This window comes from Achromobacter xylosoxidans, assembly GCF_014490035.1.
GTDB lineage: Bacteria > Pseudomonadota > Gammaproteobacteria > Burkholderiales > Burkholderiaceae_B > Achromobacter > Achromobacter bronchisepticus_A.
Genome location: NZ_CP061008.1, coordinates 641,712 through 654,109, shown reverse-complemented (window position 1 = coordinate 654,109; position 12,398 = coordinate 641,712). Strand labels below are relative to the sequence as shown.

Here is a 12,398-nt window from a genome sequence, read left to right as displayed (position 1 = left end):
AGTCCAGCCGTCAAGCGCGACGTTCGATCACCCCAGCCGCGATCCCTCCCACAATGAGCGCCATGCCCGCCAGCAGCGAGGCGCTGACCGGCTCATCCAGGAACACGGCCGCGCATAGCAGACCGAACACGGGCACGCCCAACAGTCCGATGGCAGTCACGCCTGCGGGCAATGCACGATTTACATTCACGGCAGCCCAGTGCGCCACCGCGATCCCGAACACGCCGGCATAGCCCAGCAGCCACGCCAGGTCCGCGTTCCACGCCACTTGCGGCGGGCCTTCGGCGGCATAGGCCACGGCCGACAGCACAACCGAAGCCAACAGGGCTTGCCATAGCGCGAGTTCGAACGGCGGCGTGACCCAGCGGTGCGCGCGCACGTAGACGATGTTGGCCGCCCAGCACAGCGCCGCCAGCAGGATCAGGCCATTGCCCAGCAAGGCATCGCGATTGGTCCAGTCGAAGGTCAGCGGATTGAAGATGACGGCCAGGCCCAAGAGGCCCAGCGCCAATCCGGCTTGCCGCGCGCGGCCCACGGATTCACCCAGAAAGAGCCAGGCTCCAGGGATCACCCACAGCGGCGTGGTGTAGGCCAGCACGGCCGAGCGGCCCGCCGGCACGTACAGCATGCCCAGGCTGACCAGCGCGGCAAAGGCGCCCATATGCAGCAGCCCCACGCTGAAGATCACGGGAAGGTCGGCCTTGACCGGCCGCGCCACGCGGCGCAGCGCGAGTCCCAGCGCCAGCAATGCGGCCGTGCCAGCGATGCTGCGCACGGCCGCCGCCCAGATGGGCGTCATGTGCTGCAACAGCAGTTTGTTGACGATCCAGGTAAAGCCCCAGGCCAGCACCACCACGCCCAACAGCAGCAAGGCGTGACGGCGGGAAAGCGTGGCGGTGGACATGGGCGAAGTATGCGTCCGCCAGGACGCAGGAATGCGGCGAAGACCCGACTATAGGAGCCGCGCGCGGCCGCGCCGTAGACCCACGGCGCGCCTATTCGCTGGTGCCACGCGCGGCCTTGGCACGCCGCGTCGCCGCGGCTCGCAGCCAGCGTTCGAAATCCGCCGCCTTCGGTTCATCCGGCGCGGGCGCGTAGACCACCAGCCGCAAGTGCCGGCTTTCGTCCACCGACAAGGTGGAATGCTCGAACGCCAGCGCGCCCAGGGCCGGCAGGCTCAGGCTGCGCAGCCCCATGCAGGAGCCGTGCACATCGTGTTCGCGCCACCAGGTCTTGAAGTCGGGCGACACGCGCTCCAGTTCGTCCACCAGCTCCCCGACGTCCGGCGCCTGGCCGGCGCTGGCGAAATCCCGCCGGAACGTGGACAGCATGGCGGGCGCTTGCGCCGGCCAGTCCACGAACAGTTCGCGCATCGCCGGATCCGCGAACAACATCCACAGCAGATTCCTGCGCCCCGGCGCCTGCGCGGAAAAATTGAACACGCGGTCCGCGGCCGCGTTCCACACCACCACATCCCAACGCAGATTGAGCACGTAGGCGGGGCGCGCGGGCAGGTCGTCCATCAGGCGGCGTACCTGCGCGGGCACCGTGCACCAGGTGCGGCCCGGCTCCGACGGCGGGCGCTGATGCGCCAGCAGGTAGAGGTGGCGGCGTTCGGCCGCGTCCAGCTTCAGCACGCGCGCCAGGTTTTCCAGGAAGCCCGCCGACACGCTGATGTTGCGGCCCTGTTCGAACCAGGTGTACCAGGCCAGGCCCACGCCGGCCAGCGCGGCGACTTCCTCGCGGCGCAAGCCCGGCGTGCGCCGGCGGCCGCCGGCGGGCAGCCCCAGTTCGGCGGGACTGAGCCGTTCGCGGCGCAGCCGCAGGAACTCGGACAGATCGGCGCGGGTGCGCTCCAGGCGCTTCGGGGCTACGGTTGCGGTCATGAGTCTATTGCACCCAGTAATAGCATAAGCAGCTAAATTGTATAAGGCTAAAAGCCTCTCCAGAATAGCGTCCATTCAGATTCCGATGGCGCTTTCCATGTCTTCCTCCACACTCCCCTGCCCTGGTTTGCACGCCGCGCGGCAGCAGCCCGTCCTGGGCCGCCTGGGCCTGGCCGTACTGCTGTCGGGCGGCTTCATCACGATCTTCGACCTGTTCGTGGTGAACGTCGCCATCCCCAGCATGCAGTCCACCCTGTCCGCCAGCTTCGCGCAGATCAGCTTCATCATCGCGGCCTACGAACTGGCCTATGGCGTGCTGCTGATCGCCGGCAGCCGGCTGGGCGACCGCCACGGCCGGCGGCGCCTGTTCATGCTGGGCATGGCGGCATTCGCGCTGGCCTCGGCGCTATGCGGCGTCGCACCCACCGCGGACACATTGATCGCCGCGCGCGTGCTGCAAGGCGCTGCGGCGGCCATGCTGTTTCCGCAGGTCTATGCGCTGATCCGCGTCAGCTACCAGGGCCGCGAACGGCAGCGGGCGTTTGGCCTGCTGGGCATGACGTTGGGGCTGGCGGCCATCGCGGGGCAAGTGCTGGGCGGCGGGATCGTGCACGCCGACCTGTTCGGCCTGGCATGGCGCAGCATCTTCCTGCTCAACGTGCCCGTGGGCCTGCTGGCGTGGCGCCTGGCCCGCCATATCCCGGAATCGCGCGAGCCTTCGGGCGCGCGCATGGACTGGCCCGGCGCGGCGCTGGCGGGAACCGGGCTGACCTTGCTGTTGCTGGCGCTGATCGAAGGCCCCTCGCGGCACTGGCCTGCGTGGACCGTGGCTTGCGGCGCGGCTGCGGTCGTCGCGCTGGCATTGTTCGCGCGCATGCAGCGCCGCATCGCGGCCCGCGGCGGCGCGCCCCTGGTCGACATGGCCTTGCTGGCGCAGCCGCGCTTCGCGGCGGGCTGCCTGCTGGTGCTGCTGGTGTTCTCCACCGCCAGCGCCATGTTCCTTTGCTACGCGCTGCTGATGCAAACGGGCTTCGGGCTGGACGCGCTGACGGCCGGCCTGATCTTCGCGCCAGCCAGCGTGGGCTTCATCGCCGGGTCGATGGCCGCGCCGCGGCTGGTGGCGCGCTTCGGCACGCGCGCCATCGCGCTGGCTGCGCTGCTGTACGGCGGCGCCACCGCGGCCTTGATGCTGCAAGTGGGCGCGGCCGGCGCCAGCCTCGCGCCGTGGTCGCTGCTACCCGCGCTGGTATGGCTGGGCGCGGCCCAGGGCGCAGTCAATACGCCGCTGGTGAACCTGGCACTGGGCTTCGTCGAGGACCGCCAGGCCGGCATGGCGGCGGGCGTGGTGTCGACCTTGCAGCAGGTGGGCGCGGCGCTGGGCGTGTCGGCGGCGGGCATGCTGTTCAGCGCAACGTTGGAAGCCTACGCCGGCGCAAGCGCCGCCGAACGCCATGCGCAAGCGTTCGCCAGCGCAATGCAATTCAATGTCGCGGCGATCCTGGCCGCGGCGGCGCTGCTGTGGCGGCTGGGCCGCCGCGCGCAAGCAGGCCAGGCCGCTACTGATAGCTCATCGTGAAGGTGGCGCGGGCGTTGGCGGATCCTGGCGTCACGACCGATTCCGTCTGCACGTAGCGTGCCGCCAACGGTATGGAAAAGACGCTGGTCCCGGGAGACACGGTGCCTGCCTTCCACTGACCCGGGTTGCCAAGCTCATTCGAATCCGCGCCATATCCCAGCACCGTGGTCCCGTTCAAGACTTCGACCCCGACGCCTTTGGCGCTAGATTCCGGCGACAGCGTCAATACAGTGGAACGGTTGCCGGGATCGGTGGCGTCCGTCAGCGTGACGTACGCATCCATTGGTGTTACGCCATCCCCATCCTTGCAGCTCAGATCAATCTTGAAGGGCCGCTCAGGGGACGTGGAACCAACACCCCTGAAACTGCCTGCGGAGACAGTAGCCAATGAAGCCTGAATACTGCTGTTCGATGGAAATGAACAAGTCGGCTTCCTCTTCATTATTACGGAGACTTTCCCTGCATATGCGAAACCTACGTAAGCACCTTCGGGGTAGGGGGGATCCATGAGAGCCACCGACATCCCGCAGCAGTACACGACCGTTGGGCGAACCGTCCCAATCTTGATCAGTTCGATATAGAACTCGATCGGCCCTGGCTCGGGCCCAAAGTTGGATCTGCAAACTACCGGCCAGTAACCCTCGGGGCAATTCCTATATTTCGTTTTGAAGCGTGCGCCTACTCCCGGGATTCCAGAATAGTAGATACCCGCCGGCTGACCCGACTCCGAAAGGCCGCGGAAAGTCAGGGTAGTTTCGCCACTCGTGCTGCACAGGCCTGCTTTTAGTAGCGGAGGGATAAATGTGCTGGACCACAGCACCTCACCGTTAGCCGCGTTGGGATCGAGCTCAAGTTCGGCGGGAAGGAGCAACCCCATTTGCCAAGTAGTGTAACAACTAACACTAGCGGCGGCGTTGGAGGAAAAGACCAACGCCAGTAGCGTGGCGCCTAGTAAAAGCAGCTTTCGAAACGTGTTCATTTTGCGATTCCGATCGACGATAGATAGAGAGAAACTGCTAATTGCAGCGGGTTTCGACCTGCCAATAGCCGTCGGAACGCGTGTCTTTTTCCATGACTGGCAGCTCATAGTTCATGCGGCAACTGTCGTCAAGCTGCTCGCCCCATCTGACAGTCAATTGGCCCATGTCCTGCAGACCGCGGGCCAGGATACGGCTGGCCTGCCCGACCAGCCCGACCTCGACGCCGTGCTCGTCCTGCACGCTGGCACCGAAGGGCAGCGGCTTGCCGTCGGCCCGCAGGACCTGCAACATCGCTGACCGGCCCGAAACCGTGGCGTACCGCAGCATCGCGACCGCGCCTGCGCGCGGCGCCACCTGTTGGCTGGTGACCTGCAGCTCGACGTCGGTGGACAGACCCTTGGGATCGATATCCACCGTGTTCATGCGATACGGCGTCAGATGCGGCACGACGGCATAGCCGCGGCTGTTGACGCGCACGCCGGAGGCGTTGAGCAGGCGCGCGCCTTCCGCATCAGGCGCTTCGACGATGCCGAAGGTTTCCGACAGCGGCTGGGACAGCGTGAGGCCGCCCGGATGCACGACGACCGCGCCGCGCATGCCGACCGAGCTTTGCGAATAACCCGTCCCCACACCCGCGCTGCCCATGAAATCGGCGACCGGCGCGCGGTAAAGCATGCTGGCGCTGCCGCCGTTCATGCTGCCGCCCGAGCCGCCGGAAGCGTGGTCGGCACTGAGACTGTATGACAGCTGATGATCCTCGCCCGTGGAGCCGGACAGCGTGCTTTGCAGCTGCATGCGCCCGTTGGAATCGCGTCCAGCATTGGTCGACAGACTGAGCGGGCTGCTCTTGCCCAACGGAATGCTGAAGGTCGCATACACCGCGGTGCCCATCTGCTGGCGGCTGTCGCGCTGACGCTGGACGGTCAGGTTGTAGCCCATGCTCTTGTAGGTGTTGGCGTAGGCAATGCTGTAGTTCACGTCGCGGCGGTCGCGGTTCCAATGGTCCACGGCCGAGCCGGTAAGGTTGATGCTGCCGCGCTCTCCGCCCAGTTGCTGGCTGATGACGAGCGAAGCGCGGTTGCGCTCGCGCACCATGCTGCCGGAATAACGGTACTGGCCGTAGCCGTATAGCGAATTCATGGCTTCGTTCAGGCCGTAGAAGCCGCCGGTGGAATAGCGGTACGCCGCGATGGAGACGTTGGTGCCCGTGGCGGGCAGGCTCTTGGCATAGCTGGCGCGCATGCTGGTGCCGGTATGCGTGGCGCCATTCATCGACAGGCGCGACTGGGTCGCGTCCAGGCCCACGGCGCCGAAGGACGTATTGAGGGTGCCACCCAGCAGTGCCGAGGTGTAGTTCTGCGCCACGGTGGCGCCGGCATAGCCCGTCACCAGGTTGGACAGGCCGCGCTGGTAGGTGGCCTGCACGAAATGCGGGCTTTTGGACAGCTGCTTGTTGCGCACGGCGCCGCCCACCACGCTGTAGCGACTCACGCCGGGACGCAGCGACATCGGCACGGCCGCGTAGGGCACGGAGAATTTGCGCACGCTGCCATCGGCTTCCTGGACCGACACGTCCAGGTCGCCGCCGTAGCCGGTGGCGTACAGGTCGGTAATTTCGAAGGCGCCAGGCGCCACCGTGGTCTCGTAGATGATGACCGAGTTCTGGCGGATGGTGACGCGCGCGTTGCTGTTGGCCACGCCCCGCACCACCGGCGCGTAGCCGCGCATCGAATCGGGCAGCATGCGGTCGTCGCTGGCCAGGCGCACGCCCTTGAAGGGCGTGGAGTCGAACAGTTCGCCGCTGGTGTAGGCTTCGCCCAGGGTCAGCTGGGACGACAGCGCCACGATCTCGCGCTGCGCGTAGGTCGAGAGGTTCTGATATTGGCGGCGGCCCTGGGAATCGAAAGAGTAGGAGCCATTGTGGCGCAGGCGCCAGTCGCCCAGGTTGGCGCCCGCGCGCAGGCCCAGATAGCCCTGCCGCTGCGTGCCGCCAAAGGCGTTGTTGCGGTAGTTGTACAGATTGAAGTCGTAATTCAGCATGGCCGCATTCACGCCCGAGTCCCACAGTTCCGGACTGACATAGCCGCGGGCGTGACGGCTCATGGAGGCCTGGGGAATGCTCAGGTCCAGGCGTTGGTCGCCGAAGTCGAAATCACTGCCCGCGTCGGCGGCGATGTCGTCCAGACGCAGGCTGTCGCCTTGCGCCAGCTTGTCGGTCGCCTCGGCGGACAGCTTGCCCAGGTCGACGCCGATGCGTTGCAGCAGTTGGCGGTCGAACACGGGCTGCGCCGCCGCCTCGCCGGCGACCGGCGCAAACGGCACTTCCACGCGGCCGACATAGCCCTGGTTGATGAACAGGTCCACCGAATAGTTGCCGGGCGCCGCCGCATTTCCCTTGGCAAAGCGCGACAGGTCGGTACGCTGGCCCGCACCACCCATCAGGAAGGCGTCCTCGAACTCCACCGAGGCCACCATGTTCCCGGATGCGGCGGTGTCGGCGGCGCGCGCCTCCTGGTCATGCGCGGCCAGGGCCACCAGCAGTGCCGCGCACAAGGGCGTCAAGCGCTGGCCGGCGCAATCTCGCGTATGCAGGAGCTTTGAAAGGATTTGCTTCATGATGACGGCGTTGAAAGAGTGGTATCGGTGAAAACGCTGGGCAAAACCCTCCCCGGGATGCCGTTGCCGGCATCCATCGCAAAGAGGTTTTCTGGAAGGTGGCGCCGCGCGCTTGCGCGGCGGGCAGGCTTAGCGCGCGGCGGACGCGGCCCCCGACGTCAAAGGCTGCGAACCTTCGACATTGGCGCCCCAGTCGTTGATGCTGTTGAACTTGACCTGCGCGCCGGCGGCGGGCGCGGACGTCATCCCCGCGATGGGGAAGAGCGCGGACTCGCCCGGCTTGACGTAGCCGGCGCCGGCGTCGAAGGACTGGCCGCCCGACTGCAGGCTCACCTTGCCCAGATTCACGACGTAGGGCGTGGGATTGCTGGCCTTCAGCGCGTAGCCCTTGCCCGCCGCGGCGGGAGCGACCTCCCAACGCAACTGCGCCGGCGCCTCTTCCGCCAGGCCCGGCAGGCCTTGCGGGCGGTACATCACCTTGATGCGCGTGCGGAACGCGATCTGCAGGCGGTTGGCGTCCTCGCCGGCCTGGGCCTTGGGCGGGACTTCCAGCACGTTGAGCCAGTACAGGCTTTCCTTGTCCTGCACCATCGCTTCCTTGGTATGGATCAGGCGCAGCGTCTGTCCCTTGCCCGGGTCCACGCGAAAAATGGCGGGCGTCAGCATGAAGGGAACCTTCAGCTTTTCCGGAGCATCCGTGATGTTGCCGTCATCCAGCCAGGACTGGATCAGCGCGGGCGTGCGGCCGTCGTTGCTCAGCTTGATGGTGACCTCGCGCTCTTGCGCGGGATAGATCACGCGCGTGCTGGCGATCACGACGCTGGCTTGCGCCTGGAGTGCGAAACAGCCCGCTGCGAGCGCTGCGGTGGCCATCAGGGTGCGGCGTAGATTTTTCATGATGTAGCCCTTGGTGGTGGATGCTGCGTGTATGGTCGGTTTCCTTCCAAGCCGTCTCGGGGAGCGGGGTGAGACGGCTTGCAGGGAAACACCTGTCTCGGCGGCCCCGGGAAGCGGCCGCCGAGCCGGCGCATTACTGGTAGGAGATCGAGTACTGCACGCGCGAGTTGGCTGCACCAGCGGTGGCGTTGCCCAGCGAGTGGTATTCGACGAAGTAGTCCAGGTCAGCCTTGCCGTTGGCCAGGTTCACAACCTGCGAGTTCTGCTGGCCGGTGGCCGCGCCGGCCTTGATTTCGCCGAACGAGTTGTTCAGCAGGCCCAGTTCGACCTGGCTAGCGCCGCCGGCGTCAACCATGAGGCGACCCGTTTCCTGCGAAACGGTGGGGCCGCCTTCGAAGTGCACCGAAACCGGCTGATCCGAGGTGCAACCGCTCAGCGCGATCTTGAACGGCGTGCGGCCGGCGGTGGAACCCGCGACTTCCAGCGTCTTGGACGACACGGTGGGCAGCGCCACGGTGAAGTTTTCGCCGCCGTTGCCGCCGTTGATGGAGCAGGTGTTGGCGGTGATGTTGCCGGTGAATTCGATGGTGCCGTCAGCGGCGTGGGCGCTGGCGAAGGTGGCGAGGCCGGCGATGGCCAGGGCGGCGGTCAGGAGGGTCTTTTTCATGATGAGTCTTTTGAGTTGGGGTTTTGAGGTGAGGAGAAATCGCCGTTTCGGGCAGTTCCTTGCTGCGTACACTCCGGATGCCGGGCCGTTGGGGACTGGCCTTTTTCAGTTCGCGTACTCAACAACTGCATCGTAGATTTCGCCGCTTTGGCCGCCCATCGGGCTAGTCCGCTCCTATCCGCGCAAGGCATAGGACTAGGCCCATTCTGTAAATGCGGCCCCGCCAGCCCCGGGAAAGGCGTCCGCGATCAGTCCCGCCTGAAGCAAGACGCGGAAGAAAAAAAGGGTCATTGACCGTCCAGGCGCGAGTCCGGACCTAGGTAAGGATCAATTCATGAGTGGCCGCACCCGGCGCAACGGCGGGTGGGAAGATGGCGCCGCGGCTGCGGCCCAGGATAGGCAGGGCAGCGCCGCTGAACGCGGCGCTGCCCAATTACGTCAGGCTGCCTTGGTAAGCAGCGGCACGCCAGGCTGGCTGGCCGAGCGCGTGCCCGGCAGCGGGTGACAGGACTGCGGATGGTAGGTGTGCACCAGCGACAGCTTCACGCGATCGCTGGCGTTGCCTTGGGCCGCGTGCAGGGTGCGGCAATGGAAGAACACCACGTCGCCCGCCTGCAGTTCCGGGCACACCGCGCGGGCGATCCATTCGGCATTCTGGGGCGCGTCGTCGCGGAAGAACTTCTGCTGGTCGAACTGTTCCGGCGCGAAGGCGGCGGCGTGCGAACCCGGGATGAAGGACAGGCCGCCGTTGGCGCGGGTTTCCGGGCCCAGCGCCAGCCAGGTGGAGACCAGGTCCGTGTCGGAAAACGACCAGTAGCGGATGTCCTGGTGCCAGCCCGTCAGGCTGCCATAGGCGGGATGCTTGGTCATCACGCAGTTGTGGTGCACGGTGGACAGCACCGGCGTTTCGCCGAAGTAGCGCCCCAGCCACTGGCCGATGCGCGCATCGGTGGCCCATTGCGCGAACAAGGGATCGCGGCCGTAGGCGCCGAGCAGGCGGCGCACGGTCAGCCCGCCCTCGGCGGCGCGCGACTCGGGCGCGCCGGGATAGCGCAGGTCGGCTTCGTATTCGATGGGCGCGACGTGGTCGCGCAAATGGCGTTCGGCGAGGGCGCGCAGCGCCGCTACCTGTTCCGGGCTGGCGAACTGGCGCGCCACCACGAAGCCCTGCTCGCGCAGGACGGCTATCTGATCATCAGGCAACAACATGGCATTCAAGCAGCAGGGGGTTGGGCGGGAGGATTGATGCGGGCGGCATCGCGTTCCTGCACCTCATGGTGCACCCATTCGCGCCACACCGCCACCAGCAGGGCCATCAGCACGGGGCCGACGAACAGCCCGACGATGCCCATCGTCTTTACGCCCCCCACCAGCCCGAAGAAGGTCGGCAGGAAAGGCAGCTTGACCGGTCCGCCCACCAGGCGCGGGCGCAGGGTCTTGTCGACGATGAAGAGTTCCACGCTGCCCCAGACCATCAGGGCGATGCCCGCCACCAGATGGCCCGAGCCCACCAGGTACAGCGACACCAGGGTGAACGACAGCGGCGCGCCGCCCGGTATCAGCGCCATGAAGCCGGTGACCACGCCCAGCAGCACGGGCGACGGCACGCCCGCGACCCAGTAGGCGATGCCCAGCACCACGCCTTCGCCCAGGGCGATCAGGCCCATGCCGGTGACGGTGGAATTGATGGTGGCCGGCACCACGCGCGAAAAGCGCTGCCAGCGCGCCGGCAGGATGCGTTCGCCCAGCACGTCCAGCTGGGCCACCATGCGGATGCCGTCCTTGTAGACGAAGAACAGCGTGATCAGCATGAACAGCACGGTCAGCAGCAGCTGGAACACGTTGCCCGTGGCCGCCAGGACCATGCGGTAGATATTGCCCAGATGCTCGCCGCTGACGGCCTCGACCAGGGCGCCCAACGCATGCGGCTGGCCGATATAGGATTCCCAGTACTGGCCCAGGCGCTCGCCCACCACGGGCATGGATGTGATCCAGTTGGGCACGGCCACGCCATGGCGGTTGGCGGCGATGGCCCAGGCGAAGAAAGTGCTGGCTTCCTTGATGGCGTAGGACAGCGCGAACGACATCGGCACGATCAGCACGACGATCACCACCAGCAGCGCCAGCGAGGCGGCCAGCGCGCTGCGGCCGCCGCAACGGGTGAGCAGGCGCTGGTACAAGGGCCAGCTGGCCAGGCCGATGATGAGTGCGGCAAGCGCGGGGACCAGGAAACCGCTGAGGAAGTACACCCCCGCCAACAGCACGAGCAACAAAAGCCAACGGGCGATCAGATAAGCGGGTAGTACAGGCTGCATGGAGCGGATCGACAGTAAGGACGTTGTAGGCTTTGACTGTCGGACTATACAGACGTTTCGTGGAATTCGAGGGACGCAAGGTCTGTATTTACTACGGGGTTTCCCGTGATTCTCCAGGTGGAGGGCGGATCCGCCCCCCACCCCATACGCTTACAAAGCGTATTCCGCGGCCTCTTCGCGCGCAGTACGGCGGCGCGGCGGCAGGTACTCCTCGAGCGCCGGCCTGGGGGCTGCGGACGTCTGGATGGTCGCCTGGCCGGTCTGGCGCGCGTACACGCCGCAGCTGGCGGCGGCGGGGTCGGTCTCGTCGCGGCCGCTCAGCAGCGGGCAGCTGGCGAACAATTCGGCGGCCCAGTCGGTGAAGGCGCGCACCTTGGGCGACAGCTGGCGGCTTTGCGGATACAGCACCGAAATCGCGGTGGCGCTGGGCTTCCATTGCGGCAGCACTTCGATGAGCTCGCCCGATTGCAGATGCGGCAGCGCCATGTAACGCGGGGTCTGGATCAGGCCGAAGCCCTTCAGTCCGCAATCCAGGTAGGCGCCGGACTCGTTCACCGACACCACGCCCTTCATTTCGACTTCCTGGTGCTTGCCGTCGACGCGGAAGTCCCAGGCGCAATTGCGTCCGGTGCGGCTGGAGAAATAGTGCACGGCGTGGTGGTCGCGCAGTTCGTCGATGCTCTGCGGCAGGCCATGGCGCGCCACATAGGTGGGCGAGGCGCAGGTCACGCTCTGCAGGGTGCCGATGCGGCGCGCGACCAGGCTGGAATCCTCAAGGTCGCCGGCGCGGATCACGCAATCCACGGCCTCCTGCACCATGTCGACCGGGCGGTCGCCCAAGCCCAGCACCAGCTCCACGTCGGGGTATTTGTCGTGGAAATCACACAATGAAGGGATCAGGATCAGCCGCCCGATGCAGGTGGGCGCATCGATGCGCAACCTGCCCTTCAGGCGCAGGGCCGCTTCCTGGAAGCAGGCCTCGGTTTCCTCGACGTCGGCCAGGATGCGCACGCAGTGCTGGTAATAGCCGGCGCCGTCAGGCGTGAGGCCGATACGGCGCGTGGTGCGGTTGAGCAGGCGCACGCCCAACAGGCGTTCGAGGTTCTGGATGATGGTGGTGACGGTGGTGCGCGGAAGCGAGAGGCTGTCGGCCGCCCGGGTGAAGCTATTGGCGTCCACGACGCGCACAAACACCTGCATAGCCTGAAAACGGTCCATGGCGACGGTGTCCTTTGGGGAAATAGTCGGTGTGGACGGAGCATAACCCGATTTCGATGCTGATTAGTCGATCCTTGCGACTAGTGTTGCCGAAACATCAGGGTTTATCCGACCCCCTAAACCGCTCAGAATGCAAACCATCTTGAAGTGCCCTTGCCGCCAGGCGCCATCAAAGGGCATGCCTATCCTCAGATTCCGGCAAAGCAAAGACCCGCCCCGATCAGGCGCCTTTGCCTGGGATGC

The 12,398-nt window shown here is 66.2% G+C and carries 10 protein-coding genes; 1 reads left to right on the top strand and 9 read right to left on the bottom strand.

Going from position 1 to position 12,398, the window contains the following annotated elements; translation table 11 throughout:
- Positions 1–10: 10 nt before the first annotated feature.
- Positions 11–904 carry a DMT family transporter gene (locus IAG39_RS03050; RefSeq protein WP_118931459.1) on the bottom strand — a complete coding sequence of 298 codons (894 nt, stop codon included), beginning with the start codon at positions 902–904 and terminating at the stop codon, positions 11–13.
- Between the two features lie 91 nt (positions 905–995).
- Positions 996–1,886 (bottom strand): helix-turn-helix transcriptional regulator, encoded by an 891-nt coding sequence (locus IAG39_RS03045; protein WP_118931458.1) that lies wholly within the window; start codon positions 1,884–1,886, stop codon positions 996–998.
- Positions 1,887–1,983: 97 nt separating this feature from the next.
- On the opposite strand from IAG39_RS03045, the gene IAG39_RS03040 reads away from it, so the two are divergent.
- On the top strand, positions 1,984–3,462 hold the full coding sequence (locus IAG39_RS03040) for an MFS transporter (RefSeq protein ID WP_118931583.1): 1,479 nt from the start codon (positions 1,984–1,986) through the stop codon (positions 3,460–3,462).
- Here the strand turns inward: IAG39_RS03040 and IAG39_RS31500 are convergent.
- The 7 genes from IAG39_RS31500 to IAG39_RS03005 form a co-directional block, all read right to left on the bottom strand.
- Positions 3,443–3,904 (bottom strand): fimbrial protein, encoded by a 462-nt coding sequence (locus tag IAG39_RS31500; protein WP_223283281.1) that lies wholly within the window; start codon positions 3,902–3,904, stop codon positions 3,443–3,445. The genes IAG39_RS03040 and IAG39_RS31500 overlap by 20 nt on opposite strands.
- A gap of 574 nt (positions 3,905–4,478) precedes the next feature.
- Positions 4,479–7,058, bottom strand: coding sequence for a fimbria/pilus outer membrane usher protein (locus IAG39_RS03030; protein ID WP_118931456.1), 2,580 nt, complete (start codon positions 7,056–7,058; stop codon positions 4,479–4,481).
- A 129-nt stretch (positions 7,059–7,187) separates the two neighbouring features.
- The gene (locus IAG39_RS03025) at positions 7,188–7,955 is read right to left on the bottom strand and encodes a molecular chaperone (protein ID WP_118931455.1); all 768 of its coding nucleotides are present in this window, start codon (positions 7,953–7,955) and stop codon (positions 7,188–7,190) included.
- 133 nt (positions 7,956–8,088) lie between these two features.
- Positions 8,089–8,622 carry a fimbrial protein gene (locus tag IAG39_RS03020; RefSeq protein ID WP_118931454.1) on the bottom strand — a complete coding sequence of 178 codons (534 nt, stop codon included), beginning with the start codon at positions 8,620–8,622 and terminating at the stop codon, positions 8,089–8,091.
- 438 nt (positions 8,623–9,060) lie between these two features.
- Entirely contained in the window at positions 9,061–9,831 is a 771-nt protein-coding gene (locus IAG39_RS03015; RefSeq protein ID WP_059373975.1) for a phytanoyl-CoA dioxygenase family protein, read from the bottom strand.
- Between the two features lie 5 nt (positions 9,832–9,836).
- Positions 9,837–10,937 carry an AI-2E family transporter gene (locus tag IAG39_RS03010; RefSeq protein ID WP_118931453.1) on the bottom strand — a complete coding sequence of 367 codons (1,101 nt, stop codon included), beginning with the start codon at positions 10,935–10,937 and terminating at the stop codon, positions 9,837–9,839.
- Between the two features lie 150 nt (positions 10,938–11,087).
- Positions 11,088–12,155 (bottom strand): LysR family transcriptional regulator, encoded by a 1,068-nt coding sequence (locus IAG39_RS03005; RefSeq protein WP_059373977.1) that lies wholly within the window; start codon positions 12,153–12,155, stop codon positions 11,088–11,090.
- Positions 12,156–12,398 lie beyond the last annotated feature (243 nt).